Genomic DNA, 21,563 nt, shown 5'->3' on the forward strand with positions numbered 1-21,563 from the left:
CTTATCGGCGCTTTGGTGAAGGGGTGGGGCGAAGTCTCCCACGGTCTGTACTGGCTAGAGTCAGATGCTGGCTTTTAGTCCCACCACCCCTACAAGTCTAACCATACAAGCTGGCTTGCCTGCGATGGCGGTGGATCAGGCGACGTACAGGTTATGCGGACTTTTCGACAGGCAGCCAGATTTCCACGGTACCGGTGCCCTTATCCACATCGAAGTCGGCGCTGTAGCGCTCCAGATCCGGCCCGGCGACCTTGTACCCCGACGTCGGCAACCACTCGTACATAATCCGCTCATAGGTCTGCGACAGCGCATACACCGGCCCGTAGTGCGCGAAGACCGCATAATGATTGGCCGGCACTTCAATGGATTGAAAGTTGCCCGGCACATCACTTTTGGCTGGCACTTCGACCCCGGCGATGTAATCAAACTCTTCCTGGGTGGCGTTGTAGCAAACGCCGTAGGTCACGCCGCCCATGCGCTTTTTGATGTCCTTGATGCAGCTGTCGAACAACTCCCACAGCTTCGGAATGTCCCCCAGCGTGGCCTTGCCGTAATGACCGCCGACCCCGGCAATGACCATCGCCCTGCCCTCTTCCATGCGGGGTTCCAGGGGTAACGTTACCTGTTGGTTCATCTGCACAATCTCCATTGATAAATGACCAAAACCATACTGAGTATAGGGGCATAGTCATCCAACACTCCAGGCCGAAAATTTTCCGGCGCCATCTGGACAACCTACCCTCATCGCCCGTATTGTCTGCCCCGCAGGCCACCGCAGTGGCCGACGTCGCTCGGACGGTTCCGGGCGCTTACGTATTCCGAGGCAACAATGGCAGACCAAGGTTCGCCGCGCCGCTTTGCGCGCATAGATCGACTCCCCCCTTATGTTTTCAATATCACTGCCGAGCTGAAGATGGCTGCGCGTCGGCGCGGCGAAGACATCATCGACTTGAGCATGGGTAACCCCGACGGCCCGACTCCACCGCATATCGTGGAAAAACTGGTGACCGTCGCCCAGCGCGAAGACACCCACGGCTACTCCACCTCCAAAGGCATCCCGCGCCTGCGCCGCGCCATTTCGCGCTGGTACAAGGACCGCTATGAGGTGGATATCGACCCGGAAACCGAGGCCATCGTGACCATCGGTTCCAAGGAAGGCCTGGCGCACCTGATGCTGGCCACCCTGGACCAGGGCGATACCGTTCTGGTACCCAACCCCAGCTACCCGATTCACATCTACGGTGCGGTGATTGCCGGCGCCCAGGTGCGCTCGGTGCCGCTGATTCCCGGCGTGGACTTCTTTGCCGAGCTGGAGCGGGCGATCCGCGGTTCGATCCCCAAGCCGAAGATGATGATCCTCGGCTTTCCGTCCAACCCGACCGCGCAGTGCGTGGAACTGGACTTCTTCGAACGGGTGATCGCCCTGGCCAAGCAGTACGACGTGCTGGTGATCCACGACCTGGCCTACGCCGATATCGTCTACGACGGCTGGAAAGCCCCGTCGATCATGCAGGTACCGGGGGCCAAGGACATTGCGGTGGAGTTTTTCACCCTGTCCAAGAGCTACAACATGGCCGGCTGGCGCATCGGTTTTATGGTGGGTAACGCGGAACTGGTCAACGCCCTGGCGCGCATCAAGAGCTACCACGACTACGGCACCTTCACCCCGCTGCAAGTGGCGGCGATTGCCGCGCTGGAAGGCGACCAGCAATGTGTGAAAGACATTGCCGAGCAGTACCGCCAGCGCCGCAATGTGCTGGTCAAGGGCCTGCATGAACTGGGCTGGATGGTGGAGAATCCGAAGGCGTCGATGTATGTCTGGGCAAAAATTCCCGAGGCGTATGCCGCCATGGGCTCGCTGGAATTTGCCAAGAAGCTGCTGCTCGAAGCCAAGGTGTGTGTGTCGCCGGGGATCGGCTTTGGCGAGTATGGCGATGACCATGTGCGCTTTGCGCTGATCGAGAACCAGGACCGCATTCGCCAGGCGGTACGCGGCATACGGGCAATGTTCCGGGCCGATGGCCTGGTCACCAAAGCCTGACCGAGTGATCGTTCCCACGCTCTGCGTGGGAATGTAGTCCGGGACGCTTTGCGTCCCAAAGCGTGACGCAGAGCGTCACAAGGGGCATTCCCACGCGGGGCGTGGGAACGATCAATTACCCCTGGTTGGGTTACACCACCAACGACAGCAACATGATAAAGCCCAGTGCCACGATGGACAGGATGGTCTCCATCGCCGTCCACGTCTTGAACGTCTCGGCCACGGTCATGTTGAAGTACTGCTTGACCAGCCAGAACCCTGCATCGTTGACGTGCGACAGAATCAACGACCCCGCCCCCGTCGCCAGCACCAGCAACTCCAGGTTGACCCCCGGCACCATCCCCACCACCGGCACCACAATGCCTGCGCCAGTAATGGTGGCCACGGTCGCCGAACCCGTGGCAATCCGAATCACCGCGGCTACCAGCCAGGCCAGCAGGATCGGGTTGATCTGCGCCGTCACCGCCATATGGCCGATCACGTCACCCACACCGCTGGTCACCAGCATCTGCTTGAAGCCACCACCGGCACCGATGATCAGGATGATCGCGGCGGTCGGCGCAAGGCTCGCATCCAGCAGCTTGAGGATCTGTTTGGAATGGATGCCCTGGCGATGGCCAAAGGTGTACAGCGACAGCAACAACGCCAGGAGCAAGGCACTGATCGGGTGGCCGATCATGTCCATCCAGTTACGCACGATGTGCCCGTCTGGCAGGGCAATGTCAGCGAAGGTTTTCAGCAGCATCAGGAACACCGGCAGCAGCACGGTGATCAGGGTGATGCTGAAGCTCGGCAGGTTTTTTGCGTCGGACTCGCGGGCCAGTTGGTCCACCAGTTCCTGGGACGGGTTGCCGGGGATGTACTTGGCAATGAACGTCCCGAAGATCGGCCCGGCAATGATGGCGGTCGGCAAGGCGACGATCAGGCCGTAAAGAATGGTCTTGCCGATATCCGCGCCAAACACGCCGATGGCCAGCAACGGCCCCGGGTGCGGCGGCACCAGGCCGTGCACCGCCGACAGGCCGGCGAGCAACGGGATGCCGATCTTGATCAGCGACACACCGGTGCGCCGCGCAACGATAAACACCAGCGGGATCAGCAATACAAAACCGATCTCGAAGAACAGTGGGATGCCCACCAGGAAGGCCGCGAACATCATCGCCCACTGCACCTTTTCCTTGCCGAAGGCGCGGATCAGGGTCTGGGCGATCTGATCGGCACCGCCGGATTCGGCCATCATCTTGCCGAGCATCGTACCCAGCGCCAGGATAATCCCGACAAACCCGAGCACCCCGCCAAAACCGTCCTGGAAGGCCTTGATGATCTTGTCCACGGGCATGCCCGAGGTCAGGCCGAGAAAGCCTGCGGCGATAATCAGCGCAATAAAGGGGTGGACCTTGAACCGGGTGATCAACACGATCAGCCCGATGATAGTGACCACTGCATCAAGCAGCAGGTAAGACTCGTGGGACATGCCAAACATGGGGGTCGTCTCCTGTTTGTTGTTGTTATTAAAGCGGGTGTTGAATTTCGTGCCGTCGGATAGCGCTATCTTTCGGGCAAAAAATCATCGGGAAGGTTCAAAACCGTGGGTCAGCCACCACGCGTGGGTCTGCGCGGCCAACGCCTCGATGCTGTCTTTACTGGCGTTGAGGGCCAGGGTCAGCGGCTCGCCAATGGGCGATTCGAGGGTGGCGAACTGGCTGTCGATCAAGCTGGCCGGCATGAAATGGCCGGGGCGATGGGACACGCGGTCGGCGGCCACTTCGCGGGTCAGTTCGAGGAAGACAAACCCCAGGCCCGGCGCGGCTTCGCGCAGGTGATCGCGGTATTTTTTCTTCAAGGCCGAACAGGTGAGCACCGGATGCTCGCCGGCCTTGAGCGCACGACGCAACTCATCGCAGAGGATGTCGAGCCAGCCGGCGCGGTCGTCGTCGTTCAGGGGATGGCCTGCGCTCATCTTTTCGATATTGGCAGCCGGGTGAAAGCTGTCGCCTTCAATGGCGGTGGCGCCGTTCAACAGGCACAGGGCCTCGCTGACACTGGACTTGCCACATCCGGAAACACCCATGATGACCAGGGCAGTAACAGGTTGACTCATGAAACACCTCAGGACGCAGATAGCGCTACCTTTGCACGCCCTAAGGCTAGTGCAAAAACAGGCTTTTCCCGCGCCTAATTGTCATTTTTATGGAGTGACGCGTGCATCCTCTGCCACCGCTTGCACCAGGATCAGGCAACCCTTTGCGCAAGTATTTGCAGGCTTTTGGAGACAGCGCTACCTTAGTGCCTCGATTTTTGTTTGGCAAGCCGCCTGATGACCTCCAAGAACGATAAAAATACCCGCACCACGGGTCGCCCTACCCTTAACGAAGTCGCGCGCCTGGCCGGCGTCAGCCCGATTACCGCCTCCCGGGCCCTGCGCGGGATCAGCACCGTGGCCACCGAACTGGTGGAAAAAGTGCAGAAAGCCGCTGCCGAGCTGAACTACGTGGTCAACCCGGCCGCCCGCGCCCTGGCCTCCGCCCGCAGCCAGTCGGTGGTGGTGCTGGTGCCCTCGCTGTCCAACCTGCTGTTTATCGAAACCCTCGAAGCCATTCATCAGGTGCTACGGCCCAAGGGCTTCGAAGTGCTGATCGGCAACACCCACTATTCCCGGGACGAAGAAGAAAACCTGTTGCGCAACTACATGGCCTACCAGCCACGCGGCCTGCTGCTGACCGGCTTTGACCGCACCGAAAGCGCCCGGCGCATGGTGGAGTCGAGCAATGTGCCCTGCGTGTACATGATGGACCTGGACCCGACGGCCGGGGTCAACTGCGTCGGCTTCTCGCAGATCAGTGCCGGCGAAACCGCAGCAGCGCACCTGATCTCCCGGGGTCGCAAACGCCTGGCCTATGTCGGCGCACAACTGGACCAGCGCACGCTGCTGCGCGGTGAAGGCTTCCGCCGTGGCCTGCAACAGGCCGGTTTGTATGACCCAACCCTCGAACTGCTGACCCCGCGCCCCTCGTCGGTGGGCCTGGATGGCGAGTTGTTCCTGCAACTGCTGGCCAGCCATCCGGATGTGGACGCGATCTTCTTCGGCAACGACGACCTGGCCCAGGGTGCGCTGCTCGAAGCCCTGCGCCACGGGATCAAGGTGCCGCAGCAAGTGGCGGTACTGGGCTTCAACGACCTGCCCGCCTCCAGCTTCATGGTGCCGCGCCTGAGCAGCATCAGCACCCCACGCGAAGCCATTGGCCGACGCGCGGCAGAGCATTTGCTGACGGTGATGGCCGGCAACAAAATCGCCCAGCCGGTGGTGGATATGGGGTTTGAGTTGAAGGTACGCGAGAGCAGCTAGGCATTGGCTGTAGGAATGGGCTGACTGTGCGGCCACGCCTTGCTCCGTTACCTACGGTTGCGTCAGAATCCGCCGGCTTGTGCGCCTGGGTAGGGCTCTCTAAGGTGGCTCGGTCGCTGAATGTCTCGGTGATCGGGTTTAGTAGCCTGAGCAGTCATACAAAATGAGCATGAGCTTCATCTATCAGGCTTACCCGCCTGTGCTTGATGGTGGCTGTGCGCAGGGCGCCCTCGTGGTGCGCCGGGTTTTTGTGTGACTTTACCGGTCTACTAACCTGCGTACAGCCGCCACCCTTTCGTTTAGTAGCGATCCGGTGGTGGCCCAGCCAAAGGTCATAACCATGTTCAAAGTTACTCCCAATCCTCCGCATGAGGACGCAAAACTCAACCTGGCCGCCCACCGCGCCATTGATCACTACCTCAACCCCCCAACCGCCCCCGCGCCCGAACCTTCCACTCTGTTCACCGTCACTTCCGGCGCCAGCAGCGAAAGCCTGATTGCCAACAGCTATGAAACTCTATCCTCGGTCACCACATTACTGCTGGACCTGTCCGAAGACCTGACCGGCAAAGACCGCGACAGGGCATTGGCGATTCACCAGTTGAGCGAGTTGGGCGTGTTGCTGATGGGCACATTGATGGACCAGCAAACACTGCACAACTAAAGCCCAGACGCGATCAAAAAGGTGGGAGCTGGCTTGCCTGCGATGGCGGTGTGTCAGCCACCCAAGATAATGACTGGCACACCGCCATCGCAGGCAAGCCAGCTCCCACATTTTTTACCGTGCCCACTTGGCCCCTGCTAAATTGGCCAACGCCAATTCACACCTGCCAGGGAAGCACCATGGGACACGCGCTGAAAATCTTGGGTCGCACTTCGTCCATCAACGTACGAAAAGTCCTGTGGACCTGCCAGGAACTGAACATCCCCTACGAGCGCGAAGACTGGGGCATCGGCTTCACCCCCACCCAATCACCCGCCTTCCTCGCCCTGAACCCCAATGCCCAGGTGCCGGTGATCATTGACGACAACGGCGTGCTCTGGGAATCCAACACCATCTGCCGTTACCTGGTGGGCCTGCACCAGCGCCATGACTTGCTGCCCGCCGCCCCCGCGCCTCGCGCCAGGGTCGAGCAATGGATGGACTGGCAAGCCACCGAACTCAATCCCTCCTGGGGCTATGCCTTCCACGCCCTGGTGCGCCAGAACCCGGACTTCCAGGACCCGCAGCGCATTGCTGCCGGTGTGCGCGGTTGGAACGACAAGATGGGATTGCTGGAGCAGCAGTTGATCAAGACCGGCGCCTATGTGGCCGGTGACAGCTTCAGCCTCGCCGATATCCTGGTCGGCCTGTCGGTGCACCGCTGGCGGATGACGCCCATGGAGCGCCCTCGCTACCCGGCTGTCGATGCGTACTACGCCCTGCTCAGCCAGCGCCCAGGTTTCCAGGCCTTTGCCCTCGACGGTCACAACTAAGGATTACACGATGAAAGGACTCAACGTACTGCTCACCGGCGCCTGCGGCAGGATCGGCAAGACATTTTTCGAAGCGTCGAAAGATCGCTACCGCTTTACCCTCACCGACCGCGTCGCACCGGGCTTCGCCCTCGACGGCCATCGCTTCGTGCAGGCCGACTTGAGTGACAGAACGGCCCTCACCGCACTGCTCGACGGCATCGACGTGGTTGTGCACCTGTCGGGCATTCCCCACGCCAGCGCCACCTTCGACGAACTGCTCCCCAACAATATCCTCGCCACCACCTATCTGTTCGAAGCGGCCGTGGCCGCCAACGTCAAGCGCCTGGTCTTCGCCAGTAGCGCCCAGACCATCGAAGGCTACCCGGTGGATCGGCAAATCACCCCGGGCATGCCGGTGCTGCCGGCCAACCTGTATGGCGTGAGCAAATGCTACGGCGAAGCGCTGTGCGGGTATTACGCAGCCAAAACCCCACTCTCCACCATCGCGTTACGCATTGGCGCGTTTGAATTTGCCGAAACCCACGACCTGAACAACGCCCGCGACCTCAGCGCCTGGCTCAGCCCTCGGGATGCCGTGCAGTTGTTGCAGCGCTCGGTGGAGGCCGAGGGGGTCAAGCACCTGATCGCCCATGGCATTTCCAATAACCGCTTCAAGCGCCTGGACTTGAGCGAGACCACACGGGTTCTGGGGTATCAGCCGCAGGACGATGCCTTCCAGGTCTTCGAGATTCCCATTACCTACTGAAGGCAATGGCCGCCGACGGCAAACATTGGCCGTCGGCAACCCGCCTCTTGCCTCGGTATTGCCCTCACAGCCAATGAATACGGGGTTTTAGTTCCCGGCACGCTAATTGCTAAACCCTATGGACCGTTCAAAACCACAGGTGCCCGATCATGTTGGTCAATACCCAAGTCTCGTCCGTGATCCAACAGTCCAAACGCCCCGACCTGGACCCGGCCAACGCCGCCGCCAGCGCGCTGTACAGCGGCGTGATGCAAAACGTGCAGAACGCTGCCGCCGCGACCCAGGTACAGGCCACGCAAAAGGCCACCGACACCACGGCCAGCAACGTGGATGCGGCGTTTGCCAAGACCCGCCTGCAGTTGCAGGCAACACCGCCGACCAGCACCACGCCGGCCACCGCGACCAGCACCCAGGCCCGGACAGAGTTCACCGACTACATGGCCAAGACGCCGGCCGAGCGCATTCGCGATCAGATCCTCAAGGAAAAGGGCCTGACCGAAGAAGAAGTGAAAGCGATGCCTATCGAACAGCAGAATGCCATTGCCCTGGAAGTGACTGAGCGCCTGAAGATGCAGGCGGCGCAGCAGTTCGCCGAGAAGACCGCTGACCCGCAGATCAAGGCCGTGAAAGATACCCTGGCTGCCATCTGATATCACCCGCCACTGCCGCTCTGCACGGGTTGAGCCTGGCAACCCACTCTCCCGTTGACCTGTGGCGAGCGGGCTTGCTGTGGCGAGGGAACTGCTGTGGCGAGGGAGCTTGCTCCCGTTGGACTGCGTAGCAGTCCCATTTAGGGCCGCTTCACGCCCCAACGGAAGCAAGCTCCCTCACCACAGGGTGGGCACGGTCCCGTTACTGCAACTGCAGGGTGGAGTTGAACTGGCCGATAGCATCCACCACATGCCGCGAGCCCTCCTGGATCTCCAGGATCACCTGCCCCGCTTCATTGGCCAATTCCACCCCCAGCCCGGTACGGCTCAGGCTCGACTGCATGCTCGATACCGCGCTCAGGGACAAGTCGTGGTTTTTGCGCACCACGTCGACAATCTCGATCGTCGCCTGGCTGGTACGCGCGGCCAGGCTGCGCACCTCGTCCGCCACCACCGCAAACCCACGCCCGTGCTCACCGGCGCGCGCGGCTTCAATGGCCGCGTTAAGCGCCAACAGGTTGGTTTGATCAGCAATCCCGCGAATGGTCTGCACGATGGTGCCGATAATGTCCGACTGCTTGCTCACCGCGTCGATGCTCAGCGCCGCCTGATTCAGGTCGCGGGAAATTTCTTCGATGATCTGCACCGTCTGCTGCACCACTTCCGACCCCTTACGGGCGCAGGCGTCGTTCTGCACCGAGGTGGCGTGGGCCGAATCGGCAGCGGTCCGCAACGTGGTGACCTGGTGGGTGATATCACTGGCGAACTTCACCACCTTGTACAGGCGGCCATTGGCATCGAAGATCGGGTTGTAGGAGGCTTCCAGAAACAGCGTCTGGCCATACTTGTTGCGCCGTTCAAAACGATGGGAGTGAAATTCACCCCGGTTGAGCGACGCCCAGAACGCCTTGTAAGTCGGTGACTCCACCTCGGCGCGGTCACAGAACATGCTGTGGTGCTGACCAACGATTTCACCGAGGGAGTATTGCACCGTCTTCAGGAAGTTCTGGTTGGCATTGAGGATCTGCCCCTGGGGCGTGAACTCGATGACCGCCATGGAGCGGCCGATGGCGTCAATCAGGCTCTGGTTTTCATGTTCGCGGTGGATCCGTTCGGAAATGTCCGACGCCACCTTGATCACGCTCTGCACCTGGTCATCCGGACCGAACACCGGCATGTAGCTGGCCTCCAGCCACACCTCCTCGCCGCTCTTGGTCAAGCGCATGAACGTGTCGCTGATGGGCTCGCCCTGGGCCAGGTCGCGCCACAGCTTGGCGTAGGCGTCGCTGCGGTAGTAGGACTCTTCACAGAAGATTCGGTGGTGTTTGCCACGTACTTCCTCGGCGCTGTAACCCATTGTCTTACAGAAGTTTTCGTTAGCATCCAGGACTATGCCGTCGCGATCAAACTCGATCATCGCCATGGAGCGGCTGATCGCCGCCAGCTTGGCCTGGGCCTGGGTCAACGCGCAGGAAAAACGTTCGATTTGCAACAGGTCGGATTTGTGGTGCAGGTTAAACATGGTCGGATCACCTTCAGCGCTGTCTTTGAATGACGGTTAGTTCTTGGATTTGACCCAGCACAACTTTCCACAAAACAGGCAAACGCAATCGTCCAGAGACAGGACAAGTGTCAGGCGATAGATAAATGATGACTAATCGGAGAGTCCATGGGGCAACACTCGCTTCAAGGCATCCTTTTCTTGATGACCCTCTCTGGGGCCTGCTTCAACCGACACACGCAAGTCCATTTAACTTAAGGCTCCATTTTTCCCGGCGCGTTGAGGTACGCGCTCGCTATGCCAAAAACCACCCAGAACGCTTCATATGGCAAGCGACATAAGTGGTTATGGGTGAGCATAGACAGGGCTTGGCACTCTGCAAGGCCATTAATCAGCCAGCATTGGTAAATAGAGGTTGGAGGGGCGTGCGAGGGGGATATCAGGATGTATCTTGCCGTGTAGAAGCGAGCTCGCTCGCTCCTACAGTGAAGGGCTTAGTGACCGAACAGGCCTGTCTCAGTTTTCTTGGCTTTTTTGTCCGCGCGTTTTTCATCGGCGGTCTTTGCCGGTTTTTTCTTCGCGGCTTTCTTTGAATCCATACCTTTGGCCATGATGCATGCTCCACTAACAGAGGAAGTAAGCATGGGTATAACACCTATTGCCCAACAGAAGGCGCTTTGCCCGACTTATAATCCCCAGCCCTTGATCACGCTTGTCCAAATACCATGCCCGAGTTGCACATTGATCTACTGGCAGAGCCCCTGTGGCCGTTGCTGAACAAGTTCTACCGCCGCCATAACTCGCCGATGAAAGCCCTCAAGGGCGGCCAGTTGTGGGTCGCGCGCAACAGCGAGATCGTCGCCGGCCTGTGCCTGAGCCCCGTGGTCGGCGGTCAGTGGCTGACCGGGCTGTTTGTCGATCCGGCATTACGCGGGCAAGGGCTGGCGGCGCGGCTGATCGCTGAAGCGATTGCGCCTGTCGAAGGCACGGTGTGGCTACTGTGCCACCCCGACCTGGAAGGGTTTTATACAGCCCAGGGCTTCAGCCAGCAGACCGTGTTGCCGCAGTCGCTGGCAGAGCGCCTGGTGCGCTATAAACGCAACAAGCCGATGATTGCCATGGGCCTGTGCCGCCAGGGTTAAGCGTCGGCGGCGGGATCCAGCTCCGGGAACATCACCTCGATAAACCCGAATTTGCTGAAGTCTGTGATCCGCGACGGGTACAGGCGACCGATCAGGTGGTCGCATTCATGTTGCACCACCCGCGCATGGAAGCCATCGGCAATCCGCACAATCGGCTCGCCCTTGGGGTCAAAACCCTCGTAGCGAATCTGCTGGTAGCGATCCACCGCACCGCGCAGGCCTGGCACCGACAGGCAGCCTTCGTAACCCTCCTCCAACACCGGGCTCAGCGGGGTAATCAACGGGTTGATCAGGATGGTCTGGGGCACCGCCGGGGCATCCGGGTAGCGCTCGCTGCTCTCGAAGCCGAAGATCACCAGTTGCAGGTCGACACCAATCTGCGGCGCGGCCAGGCCAACGCCACCCACGTGTTCCATGGTCTGGAACATGTCGTCGATCAGTTGCCACAGCTCGGGGCTGTCGAACATTTCCGGGGGCACCGGGGGCGCGATACGCAGCAGGCGTTCGTCGCCCATTTTCAGGATTTCACGAATCATCGATCAACTTTCATCAGAGGTGGGTTTGGGCAGCGAATGGTCCCGGCCAAGGCCCGAGACATGCTGTTTTTGATCAGGGTGGTGTTCGCCAAAGTCTTTTTCGCCCGGGTCTTTGCCTTCGGCAGACATGTGCTCGATCACCGCGTTCATCTCCGCGCCCAGCAGTAATACGGCGGCGGAAATATAGAAGTACAACAGCAGGACAATGATCGCGCCGATGCTGCCGTACATGGCGTTGTAGTCGGCGAAGGTTTTCACGTAATAGCCAAAGCCCAGGGAAGCCACGATCCAGACCACCACCGCCAGCACCGAGCCTGGCGTGATAAAGCGAAATTTCTGCTTCACGTCCGGCATCACGTAGTACATCAAGGCCACGGCGAACATCAGCAGGATCACAATCAACGGCCAGCGCAGGATGGTCCACAGGGTAACGACGAACTCCTGCATGCCAATCTGCCCGGCCAGCCACTCCATCACTTGCGGCCCCAGGACCATCAACGCGGCGGCGGCCAGCAACATACCGGCGATACCCACGGTGTAGAGAATCGACAGCGGGAAACGTTTCCAGATCGGCCGGCCTTCCACCACGTCGTAGGCGGCGTTCATCGCGCTCATCATCAGGCGCACGCCCGCCGAGGCGGTCCACAGCGCGATGACGATACCCACCGACAACAGCCCACCCTTGGATTGCTGCAATTGGTCAATCACCGGGTTGACCTGCTCCAGGGCCTGGGGCGGCAACACCAGCTCCGATTGCAGGCGCAACCAGCTGAAGAAGTCCGGCAGGTGCAGGAAACCAATCAGGGCAATCAGGAACAGCAGGAAGGGAAACAATGAAAACAGCATCTGGTAGGCCAGTGCCGAGGCGTAGGTGGGCATCTCGTCGTCGATGAACTCTGTGACGGTGCGCATCAATACGCGGTGCAGCGGCAGATCTTTTAATACCGGAAAAATCATAGCGTCTCCTTTCGCCGCAAAAAGGTTGAGTTCGTGGGCGACTCAGGGGCCGTTTTCTACATCAAGGTAGCCTATTTGGCGACCTTGAAACAATTTCGAAACTTTAATCCGCCGGCTTGACATAAAAACGGCCATCCGTGGATGACCGTTATGCTGCGTGTTGGCAGGCGGGTGAATCAGGCTTTGTCGACCGTATTCTTTACCGCGTCCTTGACCTTGCCGATCGCTTGCTGGGCTTCGCCCTTCTTCTCTTGGATCTTGCCTTCGGCCTCAAGCTGGGTGTTGTCAGTGGCTTTGCCGACACCTTGTTTGATATTGCCAATGGCTTCGTTCGCTAAACCTTTTGCCTTATCCGCTGTGCTGCCCATGGTATTTCTCCGTAAGAACAATCAAGGGTTTTGGTCATTACCTAAGGATTGACCCTGGGCGTTTGCGTAGAGTTTCAATTATTTGCGTCAGGCATTTCATCACCCCGTACAGGTTTGGCTTTATGTTTTGCGGCCAACCCACGAGAATGCCCGGCAGATTCAGGCTCAACCGCTGAATAACAGATCCCGTAGGAAGGTTATGAAACTCAATAAATCACAGGCCATCGCCCGCAGAAACCTGGAACTGGGCGGTGCCGTGCTCGGTGTCAACAACTGCCACTTCACCGACCTGGACCGCAAGCGCAACATCTGGTGGTTCGACCTGCCGGTGGCGCGCATCGCCATTGGCCAGTACGAGTGGATTCATTTGTTGATGCACAACGCCGAAACCGATCAACTGCTGCACCTGAAAGTACCGACCGTGTACCTGCGTGAGAAGCTTGAAGGGTTGGTGGTACGCAATGCAGGCAAGCGCAAGCCGGAGATTACCCTGGAGCTGAGCGCGGACAAGGACTCGTTCCTGAAGGATGTACGCCCGGCAGGCGCTGGCGTGAGCTTCGCGCAGTTCGCCCTGTAAACACCCGATCAGAAATGTGGGGGCTGACAGGACGCCATCGCGGGCAAGCCCGCTCCCACAGGGGTTGTGCTGTACAGGTGTTTTGAGTGCGGCCCAGGACAAATGGCTTGTCGGGTCGCCGCATCGCGGCGATAGCGGTGGGTCAGTCGACACTCAGCGCCCAATAAAAAGCCCCGCATTCGCGGGGCTTTTTGTTTACTTCTTCAGGCCCAGTTTCTTCATCTCTTCATCGCGCAACTCACGACGCAGGATCTTGCCCACGTTGGTGGTCGGCAGTGCTTCGCGGAACTCGACAGCCTTCGGCACTTTGTAGCCGGTGACGTTGGCGCGCATATGCTCCATCACCTGCTCCTTGGTCAGTGTCGCGCCTGGCTTGACCACGATGAACAGCTTGATGTGCTCGCCCGATTTCTCGTCCGGTACACCAATGGCCGCGCATTGCAGCACGCCCGGCAGGCTTGCCAGCACGTCTTCCAGCTCGTTGGGGTAGACGTTGAAACCGGAGACCAGAATCATGTCCTTCTTGCGATCAACGATGCGCATGTAGCCGTCTGGCTGGATGATCGCGATATCGCCGGTCTTCAGCCAGCCTTGGCTGTCGAGCACTTCGGCGGTGGCGTCTTCACGCTGCCAGTAGCCCTTCATCACTTGCGGGCCCTTGACGCACAGCTCGCCGATTTCGCCCAGGGGCAACTCGACGCCCTCATCCGAGATGACTTTGCACAGGGTCGAGGGCACCGGGATGCCGATGGTGCCGATCTGGATATTCTGGATCGGGTTGACCGTGGCCACCGGGCTGGTTTCGGTCATGCCGTAACCTTCACAGATATTGCAGCCGGTCACGGCCTTCCAACGCTCGGCCGCCGCCAGTTGCAATGCCATGCCACCCGACAGCGTGACCTTGAGCCCCGAGAAGTCCAGCTTGCGGAAGCCTTCGTTGTTGCACAGGGCCACGAACAGGGTGTTCAGGCCGACAAAGCCGCTGAACTTCCACTTCGACAACTCCTTGACCATCGCCGGCAGGTCGCGCGGGTTGCTGATCAGGATGTTGTGGTTGCCGATCAGCATCATCGCCATGCAATGAAAGGTGAAGGCATAGATGTGGTACAGCGGCAGCGGCGTGATCAGGATCTCGCAGCCTTCGTTGAGGTTGGAGCCCATCAGCGCCTTGCACTGCAGCATGTTGGCGACCAGGTTGCGATGGGTCAGCATTGCGCCCTTGGCCACGCCGGTGGTGCCGCCGGTGTATTGCAGTACGGCGACGTCTTCGCTGGCCGGGCTGGCGTCGGTGACCGGCTGGCCATGCCCCTTGGCCAGGACGTCGTTGAACTTGATCGCCTGGGGCAAGTGATAGGCCGGGACCATCTTCTTCACGTACTTGATGACGCTGTTGATCAGCAACCGCTTGAGCGGCGGCAACAGGTCAGCCACTTCGGTGACGATCACGTGCTTGACGCCAGTCTTGGGCACGACTTTTTCTGCCAGGTGCGCCATGTTGGCCAGGCAGATCAGGGCTTTGGCCCCGGAGTCGTTGAACTGGTGTTCCATCTCCCGCGCGGTGTACAGCGGGTTGGTGTTGACCACGATCAGGCCGGCGCGGATAGCGCCAAACACGGCGACCGGATACTGCAGGAGGTTGGGCAATTGCACGGCGATTCGATCACCGGGCTGCAAGTCGGTATGCTGTTGCAGGTACGCGGCAAAGGCACCGGACAATTCGTACAACTCACCGTAGGTGATTGTCTTGCCCAGGTTGCTGAAAGCCGGTTTGTCGGCGAAGCGTTGGCAGGACTGTTTCAGTACCGCCTGAATATTTTGATACTCGTCTGGATTGATGTCTGCAGCAATCCCGGCGGGGTACTTATCCTTCCAAAAGTCTTCGATCATGGAAGCCCACTCCTCAGCGACGCGAATTCATTCACCGCATTTGATGCGATTATTATTTGTGTGTTTTTAGGTGATTCCGGCTGTTTCAAGCAGGCCGAGAGGTCACAAAGCGCGCCGAGAGTAGCAGCTTTGCCAAGGGCCGCCTAGAGCCAAAAGAGGCCCCTACAGTCATAAACATGACTCAAGAATATGCAGTAGTCATTTTTAGAGCAAAGATTCTATAACCTGCGAAACCGCTCTACTTTAAGGGTGTACACCGTAAATGTGGGAGCTGGCTTGCCAGCTCCCACATTTGAATCGCATTTCAATTCAGGTCAGGCGATATCGCGAAGCTCTCTGCGCAGGATCTTGCCTACCGGCGTCATCGGCAACGAGTCGCGCAACACAATGTGCTTGGGCACTTTGTAGCCGGTGAAGTTGGCCTTGCAGTAAGTCTTCAGCTCCTCAAGGCTGACACCCTGGGCCCGCGCCACCACGAACAGTTTCACCGCCTCGCCGGTACGCTCGTCAGGCACGCCGATCACCGCGCAGTTGGCAACGTTCGGGTGGGCCATCACCACGTCTTCGATCTCGTTGGGGTACACATTGAAGCCCGAGACGATGATCAGGTCTTTCTTGCGGTCGACAATGCGCACAAAACCGTCGGGGTCGATCACCGCAATATCGCCAGTCTTGAGCCAGCCCTCGGCGTCCAGGGTCTCGGCAGTGGCCGCCGGTTGCTGCCAGTAGCCCTTCATGACCTGCGGGCCCTTGATGCACAACTCGCCCCGCTCGCCCATCGGCAACTCGACGCCGGCGTCATCAATAACCTTCATCGCCGTGCCCGGCACTGGAATACCCACGGTGCCCAGGCGCGATTGATCACCGTAGGGGTTGGTGCTGGCCACTGGCGACGTCTCAGTCAGGCCGTAGCCTTCACCGATGGAACAGCCGGTGATCTGCTTCCAGCGCTCGGCGGTGGCCTTGACCAGGGCGGTACCGCCGGAGTTGGTGATCTTCAGGTGGGAGAAGTCCAGGGTCTTGAAATCCGGGTGCTCCATCAAGGCGACAAACAGTGTGTTGAGCCCCAGCAACCCGGTAAACCGCCACTTCTTCAATTCCTTGATAAAGCCGCCGATGTCCCGTGGATTGGTGATCAGCACGTTGTGGTTGCCGGTGACCATCATGCACATGCAGTTCGCCGTAAAGGCATAGATGTGATACAGCGGCAGCGGCGCAATCATTACCTCCTGCCCTTCCTTGACCAGCGGATGCCCGTCTTCACGCAGCTGTGACATGCACGCCCGCACCTGCTGCATGTTGGCTACCAGGTTGCCGTGGGTGAGCATCGCGCCCTTGGCCAGGCCGGTGGTGCCGCCGGTGTATTGCAGCACGGCGATGTCATCGAGGGTTATCGGGTGGCGGGTCACGGCCAGGCCCGCGCCCATGCGCAACGCGCGCTTGAACGACACCGCCCGGGGCAGGCTGTAGGCCGGGACCATCTTCTTCACTTTGTCGACCACGGTGTTGATCAGCCAGCCCTTCGCGGCGGGCATGAAGTCGCCCATCTTCGCTTCGATCAGGTACTCGATCTCGGTGTCAGCCGCCACTTCCTGGACCCTGGAACCAAACAGGTTGAGATAGACCAGCGCACGAATGCCCGCATCCTTGAACTGATGGCGCATCTCCCGCGGGGTGTACAACGGGTTGGTGTTGACCACCACCAGCCCGGCGCGCAAGGCGCCGAACACGGCAATCGGGTAATGCAGGACGTTGGGCATCTGCACCGCAATACGGTCGCCCGGCTTGAGATCGGTGTGGTGTTGCAGGTAGCCGGCGAACGCCGCACTCTGGCGCTCCAGGTCGGCGTAGGTCAGGGTGATCCCCATGTTGCTGAATGCCGGACGGTCGGCAAAGGCTTTGCAGGAACGCTCGAAGACTTCGATTACTGACTTGTACGCCGACAGGTCAAGCTCGTTGGGAACGCCTGTTGCGCGTTTGTCATTCCAGAAATCAGGTTGCATTATTCTTGTCCTCTTACCCGAGTGTGCCCGACCGCTTCCGGCTGTTTAAGGGAAGCGGAGCTTCGGGGACGTTAGCAGCTATGGCCAAACAGGCAAATACACTAAAACGTGTCATTGATTGTATGAATCTTGCCCCTGAGGCCGCGGGTGATCAGACGCCGGCCCTCGGATGAGCTATACACTGCAACGACCCTGAGCAAAGGAAGCGCCATGAACCACACCACTTTCTGGCTGACCGCGAACGACCGCAGCCGCCTGTACGTCAACCAGTGGCTACCGGACGGCACGCCCACGGCGCTGGTGATGCTGGCCCATGGCATGGCCGAGCACAGCGGCCGCTATGCGCGCCTGGCCCAGGCCCTGTGTGATGCCGGCTACGGCGTGTACGCCCCGGACCTGCGCGGCCATGGCCGTACCGCCGATGAAGGCACCCTGGGCCTGTTTGCCGAGCGCGATGGCTGGAACAAAGTGGTAGGTGACCTGGCCGCGCTCAACCAGCACATCGGCCAGCAAGCCCCCGGTGTGCCGATCCTCCTGCTGGGCCATAGCATGGGCAGCTATATCGCCCAGGCCTATCTGTTGCATCACAGTGCCAGCCTGCACGGGGCGATTCTCAGTGGGTCGAACTTCCAGCCGGTGGCCCTGTACCGCGCCGCCCGCCTGATCGCCCGGGCCGAACGCCTGCGCCAGGGCCTCAGGGGCCGCAGCGCACTGATCGAGTTTCTGTCGTTTGGCTCGTTCAACAAGGCCTTCAAGCCCAACCGCACGGCGTTTGACTGGCTGAGCCGCGACCCGGACGAAGTGGACAAGTACGTCAACGACCCCCTGTGCGGCTTTCGTTGCACCAACCAGCTATGGATCGACCTGCTGGGTGGCTTGCAGCAAATCAGCAAAGCGTCCAATCTCAAACAGATTGATCCGGGCCTGCCGATTTTGGTGATGGGCGGCGAATGTGATCCGGTCAGTGAAGGCAAGCGTCTCACCAGCCTGGCCAACGCATTGCGCGATGCCGGCTGCCAGAACCTGCACGTGAACATCTACCCGCAGGCGCGCCACGAACTCTTCAATGAAACCAACCGCGATGCGGTCACCGCTGATGTGCTGGCCTGGATGGCCCAGGCCGTGAACCATCGCCGGCCGGCGCGCTGCGAGTGAACGCATAAATATTTTCGTTTAAAATCAACGAATTAAGATTACCGATTAGCCACAGGATGCAGGATCAGATGACCCAGGTTACCAACACTCCGTACGAAGCCCTCGAAGTTGGCCAGAAAGCCACCTACAGCAAAACCGTAGAAGAGCGCGATATCCAGCTGTTCGCGGCAATGTCCGGCGACCATAACCCGGTGCACCTGGATGCCGAATTCGCCAAGGCGACCATGTTCAAGGAGCGGATCGCCCACGGCATGTTCAGCGGCGCCTTGATCAGCGCGGCAGTCGCTTGTGAGCTGCCTGGGCCGGGCACCATCTATATCGGTCAGCAGATGAGCTTCCAGAAGCCGGTGAAAATCGGCGACACCTTGACCGTACGTCTGGAAATCCTCGAGAAGCTGCCCAAGTTCCGCGTGCGGATTGCCACCCAGGTGTTCAACCAGCGTGATGAGTTGGTGGTGGATGGCGAAGCCGAGATCCTCGCGCCACGCAAACAGCAGGTTGTGACCTTGACTGAGTTGCCGGCGATCAGCATCGGCTGATCAGGCATGTGAAATAAAAAATGTGGGAGCGGGCTTGCCCGCGATGGCGTCATTTCAGTCGATACATACATCGACTGATCAACCGCTATCGCAGGCAAGCCAGCTCCCACATTTGTATCGGGGTACGGCGCAATTACCGGTGAGAGCAGGTTTGCCTGCTCCCACATTTGTTACCTCGGCGCAGCTCAGGACTGGGCGCGAGCCTGGTTACGCAGGGCTTTCACCTGGTCGTGATTGCGTTGCGCACCATGATACTGGCGCTCAACCAGGTCACGAATACCGACCAGGTTGTGCTTGTTGATTTTCTCGATGGCCTCTTTGTAAGCCTTCAGTGCGTGGTCTTCACCGCGCTCGGCTTCGTTGAGTACCGCTTCTTCGTCCTTGCCGGTGACCATCGACTTCACGTCGACCCAGCCACGGTGCAGTGCGCCGGCCACGCTGCCGGAATCTTCCGGATCGCCACCCAAGGCCCGCACCGCCGTTTGCAGTTCGGCAGCCGCCGACGCGCAGTCTGCGGAACGCTTGATGAACAGCGCCTTGAGCTCAGGGTGCTTGATGTCTTCTGCGCAGGTCTTGAAGCCTTCCTGGCCGTCTTTGCTGGTTTCGATCAGGTCATTGAGTACGGAGATCGACTCTTTGTTGATATCAGTCATTTTTCAATTCCTTCGCGGGTTTAGAAAGGTATTGAGGTAGTTGCAGCGCCCGTGCCAGGTCTTGAATCAATATTTATTCCTTATTTTTCAATAAGTTATAAATAAACCTCAAATCTGTATCCGCTTTATTTGCATGATCTGTCATTTGGCCTTCATGCAGAATGCCTGTATTTTCCAAGGCATCCTCCTGATTGCCTGAAGCCCGTATGAACCCCGAAAAACTCGAACTGCTGATCACCCGCCAAATGCCGTTCGGCAAGTACAAGGGCCGGATCATTGCCGACCTGCCCGGCCCGTACCTGAACTGGTTTGCCCGCGAAGGTTTTCCCCACGGCGAGCTGGGCGGTTTGCTGGCCTTGATGCAGGAAATCGACCACAACGGCCTGTCCGAACTGCTGGAACCGCTACGCGCCAAACACGGTAAACCCGCCCCGCGCCACTAACCGAGCCCGCCCATGCCCCACACCCGCGACGAAGCCTATTGGCAGGCCATTGCCCAGCGCTATGACCTGGAGCCCGGCCCCATCAACCTGGAAAACGGCTACTTTGGCCGCATGAGCCGGGCCGTGTTGGCCCAGTATCAGGAGCACGTGGCCTTCATCAATCGCAGCAACTCGGTGCATGTGCGCCAGCGCTTCGAGCAAGGGCAACACGTCGAGATTCGCCGGCAACTGGCCGAGTTGGTCAACGTCGACCCAGAAGCGATTGCTTTCACCCGCAATGCCACCGAAGCCCTGCAGTCGCTGATCCGCAACTACAACCGCCTGCAGCCGGGCGACCAGGTGCTGATCAGCGATCTGGAATACGACACGGTCAAAGGCGCCATGCGCTGGCTCGCCGGCTACCGGGGCGTAGAGGTGATCGAAGTGTCCCACGCCCATCCGGCCAGCTTCGACAGCCTGCTGCAGACTTATCGCGACACCTTCAGCCGTTACCCACGCCTGAGGCTGATGGCGCTGACCTATGTCACCCACCGCACCGGCCTGGTCATGCCGGTGGAGGCCATCGCCCAGGTTGCGCGGGAATATGGCGTCGAAATCATCCTCGATGGCGCCCATGCCCTTGGCCAGATCGACTTCGACCTGGCCCAGTTGGGCATCTCGTTCGCCGGCTTCAACCTGCACAAGTGGATCGGTGCACCGCTGACCCTGGGCTTTCTCTATATCGCCCCGCAGCGGCTGGCGGACATTGACCCGGACATGGGCGAGTTCCATTACCCAGCCAGCGACGTGCGCGCCCGTACGTCCTACAGCACGCCGAACTTTCCAGCGCTGATGACCTTGCCGCTGGTGCTCGAAGAGCATCGGACCCTGGGCGGCGCGCAGGCCAAGGGGGCGCGGGTGAAATACCTGCGTGACCTGTGGGTGAGCCAGGTACGGCCATTGCCGGGGATCGAGGTGCTGACCTCGGATGATCCACGGTTGTATTGCGCGATTACGGCGTTCAAGTTCAACGGGCGCGATCAACAGGTGATGGCGGATCGATTGCTTAATGAATACAACCTGTTTACCACCCTGCGCAGTGGGGCAGCGTTTGGTACCTGCATACGCGTGACGCCGGGGGTGGTGACGTCGGCGGCGGACATCGACGTGCTGGTCAATGCCATTACCAAGCTGAACACTGATTAAAATGTGGGAGCGGGCTGGCCTGCGATGGCGGTGGGTCAGTCAAATATCGGTTAACTGAACCAGCGCTATCGCAGCATAGGTATCTACACAACTCTTTTCTGGGGTTGTGTACATATCCGTTGTTGCGGTTATGGCGGCTATTGGTTCCGCCCTTACGGCGGGTCACTTTTGGAAAAGAGCCCCAAAAGTAACCAAAAGGGCTCTTGCCCCACCACTCGGCACCTCGCCTAGGCTCGGTGTGCCCGTCATCCGACATTGATTTGGGGGGCCGCCGCGATGGGCCATCCATGGCCCAGCGCGGCTAACCCGGCGTCCTGCCGGGTTACCCCCCAAATCAATATCGGATGACGGCCAGC

The 21,563-nt window shown here is 59.6% G+C and carries 22 protein-coding genes; 12 read left to right on the forward strand and 10 right to left on the reverse strand.

The window, feature by feature from the left end:
* Positions 1-151: 151 nt before the first annotated feature.
* Positions 152-634 carry a GyrI-like domain-containing protein gene (locus tag HBR94_RS27705; protein ID WP_057441956.1) on the reverse strand — a complete coding sequence of 161 codons (483 nt, stop codon included), beginning with the start codon at positions 632-634 and terminating at the stop codon, positions 152-154.
* Between the two features lie 195 nt (positions 635-829).
* Here HBR94_RS27705 and alaC point away from each other — a divergent pair, with 195 nt between their 5' ends.
* Positions 830-2,041 (forward strand): alanine transaminase, encoded by a 1,212-nt coding sequence (gene alaC / locus HBR94_RS27710; protein ID WP_029296464.1) that lies wholly within the window; start codon positions 830-832, stop codon positions 2,039-2,041.
* Positions 2,042-2,171: 130 nt separating this feature from the next.
* On the opposite strand, the gene HBR94_RS27715 is transcribed toward alaC, so the two are convergent.
* Positions 2,172-3,524, reverse strand: a complete 1,353-nt coding sequence (locus HBR94_RS27715) for a GntP family permease (RefSeq protein ID WP_057960476.1) — start codon at positions 3,522-3,524, stop codon at positions 2,172-2,174.
* 84 nt (positions 3,525-3,608) lie between these two features.
* Positions 3,609-4,142, reverse strand: coding sequence for a gluconokinase (locus tag HBR94_RS27720; RefSeq protein WP_057441958.1), 534 nt, complete (start codon positions 4,140-4,142; stop codon positions 3,609-3,611).
* A gap of 213 nt (positions 4,143-4,355) precedes the next feature.
* Here HBR94_RS27720 and HBR94_RS27725 point away from each other — a divergent pair, with 213 nt between their 5' ends.
* The 5 genes from HBR94_RS27725 (at position 4,356) to HBR94_RS27745 (ending at position 8,261) form a co-directional block, all read left to right on the forward strand.
* The gene (locus HBR94_RS27725; RefSeq protein ID WP_170045874.1) at positions 4,356-5,387 is read left to right on the forward strand and encodes a LacI family DNA-binding transcriptional regulator; all 1,032 of its coding nucleotides are present in this window, start codon (positions 4,356-4,358) and stop codon (positions 5,385-5,387) included.
* A 340-nt stretch (positions 5,388-5,727) separates the two neighbouring features.
* On the forward strand, positions 5,728-6,051 hold the full coding sequence (locus HBR94_RS27730) for a DUF6124 family protein (protein ID WP_057441962.1): 324 nt from the start codon (positions 5,728-5,730) through the stop codon (positions 6,049-6,051).
* Between the two features lie 179 nt (positions 6,052-6,230).
* Positions 6,231-6,863, forward strand: coding sequence for a glutathione S-transferase (locus HBR94_RS27735; protein ID WP_057439933.1), 633 nt, complete (start codon positions 6,231-6,233; stop codon positions 6,861-6,863).
* A gap of 10 nt (positions 6,864-6,873) precedes the next feature.
* On the forward strand, positions 6,874-7,611 hold the full coding sequence (locus HBR94_RS27740) for an NAD(P)-dependent oxidoreductase (protein ID WP_115128798.1): 738 nt from the start codon (positions 6,874-6,876) through the stop codon (positions 7,609-7,611).
* Positions 7,612-7,760: 149 nt separating this feature from the next.
* Entirely contained in the window at positions 7,761-8,261 is a 501-nt protein-coding gene (locus HBR94_RS27745) for a hypothetical protein (RefSeq protein WP_170045872.1), read from the forward strand.
* 202 nt (positions 8,262-8,463) lie between these two features.
* Here the strand turns inward: HBR94_RS27745 and HBR94_RS27750 are convergent, their stop codons facing one another.
* Positions 8,464-9,783: a PAS domain-containing methyl-accepting chemotaxis protein gene (locus tag HBR94_RS27750; RefSeq protein WP_057439937.1), complete on the reverse strand. Its 1,320-nt coding sequence runs from the start codon at positions 9,781-9,783 to the stop codon at positions 8,464-8,466.
* 704 nt (positions 9,784-10,487) lie between these two features.
* Here HBR94_RS27750 and HBR94_RS27755 point away from each other — a divergent pair.
* The gene (locus tag HBR94_RS27755) at positions 10,488-10,904 is read left to right on the forward strand and encodes a GNAT family N-acetyltransferase (RefSeq protein WP_057444176.1); all 417 of its coding nucleotides are present in this window, start codon (positions 10,488-10,490) and stop codon (positions 10,902-10,904) included.
* On the opposite strand, the gene def is transcribed toward HBR94_RS27755, so the two are convergent.
* From def to HBR94_RS27770, 3 genes are all read right to left on the reverse strand, one after another.
* Complete coding sequence (gene def / locus HBR94_RS27760) at positions 10,901-11,440, reverse strand: peptide deformylase (RefSeq protein ID WP_029296447.1); 540 nt, start codon at positions 11,438-11,440, stop codon at positions 10,901-10,903. The two genes, HBR94_RS27755 and def, sit on opposite strands and share 4 nt — an antisense overlap.
* Positions 11,441-11,443: 3 nt before the next feature.
* Entirely contained in the window at positions 11,444-12,397 is a 954-nt protein-coding gene (locus HBR94_RS27765) for a YihY/virulence factor BrkB family protein (protein WP_115128800.1), read from the reverse strand.
* A 176-nt stretch (positions 12,398-12,573) separates the two neighbouring features.
* A complete protein-coding gene (locus HBR94_RS27770) occupies positions 12,574-12,765 on the reverse strand; it encodes a CsbD family protein (protein ID WP_057439941.1) in 192 nt (63 codons plus the stop codon).
* Positions 12,766-12,964: 199 nt separating this feature from the next.
* Here HBR94_RS27770 and HBR94_RS27775 point away from each other — a divergent pair, with 199 nt between their 5' ends.
* Entirely contained in the window at positions 12,965-13,342 is a 378-nt protein-coding gene (locus tag HBR94_RS27775) for a hypothetical protein (RefSeq protein WP_057439943.1), read from the forward strand.
* A gap of 195 nt (positions 13,343-13,537) precedes the next feature.
* On the opposite strand, the gene fadD1 is transcribed toward HBR94_RS27775, so the two are convergent.
* Complete coding sequence (fadD1, locus tag HBR94_RS27780; protein ID WP_057439947.1) at positions 13,538-15,229, reverse strand: long-chain-fatty-acid--CoA ligase FadD1; 1,692 nt, start codon at positions 15,227-15,229, stop codon at positions 13,538-13,540.
* Positions 15,230-15,543: 314 nt separating this feature from the next.
* Entirely contained in the window at positions 15,544-17,232 is a 1,689-nt protein-coding gene (gene fadD2, locus HBR94_RS27785) for a long-chain-fatty-acid--CoA ligase FadD2 (RefSeq protein ID WP_057439948.1), read from the reverse strand.
* A gap of 210 nt (positions 17,233-17,442) precedes the next feature.
* Here fadD2 and HBR94_RS27790 point away from each other — a divergent pair, with 210 nt between their 5' ends.
* Both HBR94_RS27790 and HBR94_RS27795 read left to right on the forward strand, forming a co-directional pair.
* A complete protein-coding gene (locus HBR94_RS27790) occupies positions 17,443-18,387 on the forward strand; it encodes an alpha/beta hydrolase (protein WP_169961339.1) in 945 nt (314 codons plus the stop codon).
* A 68-nt stretch (positions 18,388-18,455) separates the two neighbouring features.
* On the forward strand, positions 18,456-18,926 hold the full coding sequence (locus tag HBR94_RS27795; RefSeq protein WP_032862565.1) for a MaoC family dehydratase: 471 nt from the start codon (positions 18,456-18,458) through the stop codon (positions 18,924-18,926).
* Positions 18,927-19,111: 185 nt separating this feature from the next.
* Here the strand turns inward: HBR94_RS27795 and HBR94_RS27800 are convergent, their stop codons facing one another.
* A complete protein-coding gene (locus HBR94_RS27800; RefSeq protein WP_057439949.1) occupies positions 19,112-19,579 on the reverse strand; it encodes a PA2169 family four-helix-bundle protein in 468 nt (155 codons plus the stop codon).
* A 206-nt stretch (positions 19,580-19,785) separates the two neighbouring features.
* On the opposite strand from HBR94_RS27800, the gene HBR94_RS27805 reads away from it, so the two are divergent.
* Together HBR94_RS27805 and HBR94_RS27810 are read left to right on the forward strand one after the other, a co-directional pair.
* Positions 19,786-20,022, forward strand: coding sequence for a DUF3820 family protein (locus HBR94_RS27805; protein WP_008056784.1), 237 nt, complete (start codon positions 19,786-19,788; stop codon positions 20,020-20,022).
* Positions 20,023-20,034: 12 nt separating this feature from the next.
* Entirely contained in the window at positions 20,035-21,207 is a 1,173-nt protein-coding gene (locus HBR94_RS27810) for an aminotransferase class V-fold PLP-dependent enzyme (RefSeq protein WP_170045873.1), read from the forward strand.
* The last annotated feature ends 356 nt before the right edge of the window (positions 21,208-21,563 follow it).

Source organism: Pseudomonas sp. WS 5412 (genome assembly GCF_012985615.1).
Taxonomy (GTDB): Bacteria; Pseudomonadota; Gammaproteobacteria; order Pseudomonadales; family Pseudomonadaceae; genus Aquipseudomonas; species Aquipseudomonas shahriarae.

Excerpts from the sequence above, each read along its gene's own strand:
- HBR94_RS27805 (WP_008056784.1), top strand. The coding sequence starts at position 19,786 with ATGAACCCCGAAAAACTCGAACTGCTGATCACCCGCCAAATGCCGTTC.
- HBR94_RS27770 (WP_057439941.1), bottom strand. The coding sequence starts at position 12,765 with ATGGGCAGCACAGCGGATAAGGCAAAAGGTTTAGCGAACGAAGCCATT.
- HBR94_RS27800 (WP_057439949.1), bottom strand. The coding sequence starts at position 19,579 with ATGACTGATATCAACAAAGAGTCGATCTCCGTACTCAATGACCTGATC.
- HBR94_RS27775 (WP_057439943.1), top strand. The coding sequence starts at position 12,965 with ATGAAACTCAATAAATCACAGGCCATCGCCCGCAGAAACCTGGAACTG.
- HBR94_RS27795 (WP_032862565.1), top strand. The coding sequence starts at position 18,456 with ATGACCCAGGTTACCAACACTCCGTACGAAGCCCTCGAAGTTGGCCAG.
- def (WP_029296447.1), bottom strand. The coding sequence starts at position 11,440 with ATGATTCGTGAAATCCTGAAAATGGGCGACGAACGCCTGCTGCGTATC.
- fadD1 (WP_057439947.1), bottom strand. The coding sequence starts at position 15,229 with ATGATCGAAGACTTTTGGAAGGATAAGTACCCCGCCGGGATTGCTGCA.
- HBR94_RS27720 (WP_057441958.1), bottom strand. The coding sequence starts at position 4,142 with ATGAGTCAACCTGTTACTGCCCTGGTCATCATGGGTGTTTCCGGATGT.
- fadD2 (WP_057439948.1), bottom strand. The coding sequence starts at position 17,232 with ATGCAACCTGATTTCTGGAATGACAAACGCGCAACAGGCGTTCCCAAC.
- HBR94_RS27755 (WP_057444176.1), top strand. The coding sequence starts at position 10,488 with ATGCCCGAGTTGCACATTGATCTACTGGCAGAGCCCCTGTGGCCGTTG.
- alaC (WP_029296464.1), top strand. The coding sequence starts at position 830 with ATGGCAGACCAAGGTTCGCCGCGCCGCTTTGCGCGCATAGATCGACTC.
- HBR94_RS27745 (WP_170045872.1), top strand. The coding sequence starts at position 7,761 with ATGTTGGTCAATACCCAAGTCTCGTCCGTGATCCAACAGTCCAAACGC.
- HBR94_RS27790 (WP_169961339.1), top strand. The coding sequence starts at position 17,443 with ATGAACCACACCACTTTCTGGCTGACCGCGAACGACCGCAGCCGCCTG.
- HBR94_RS27735 (WP_057439933.1), top strand. The coding sequence starts at position 6,231 with ATGGGACACGCGCTGAAAATCTTGGGTCGCACTTCGTCCATCAACGTA.
- HBR94_RS27705 (WP_057441956.1), bottom strand. The coding sequence starts at position 634 with ATGAACCAACAGGTAACGTTACCCCTGGAACCCCGCATGGAAGAGGGC.
- HBR94_RS27810 (WP_170045873.1), top strand. The coding sequence starts at position 20,035 with ATGCCCCACACCCGCGACGAAGCCTATTGGCAGGCCATTGCCCAGCGC.
- HBR94_RS27715 (WP_057960476.1), bottom strand. The coding sequence starts at position 3,524 with ATGTTTGGCATGTCCCACGAGTCTTACCTGCTGCTTGATGCAGTGGTC.
- HBR94_RS27730 (WP_057441962.1), top strand. The coding sequence starts at position 5,728 with ATGTTCAAAGTTACTCCCAATCCTCCGCATGAGGACGCAAAACTCAAC.
- HBR94_RS27765 (WP_115128800.1), bottom strand. The coding sequence starts at position 12,397 with ATGATTTTTCCGGTATTAAAAGATCTGCCGCTGCACCGCGTATTGATG.
- HBR94_RS27750 (WP_057439937.1), bottom strand. The coding sequence starts at position 9,783 with ATGTTTAACCTGCACCACAAATCCGACCTGTTGCAAATCGAACGTTTT.
- HBR94_RS27740 (WP_115128798.1), top strand. The coding sequence starts at position 6,874 with ATGAAAGGACTCAACGTACTGCTCACCGGCGCCTGCGGCAGGATCGGC.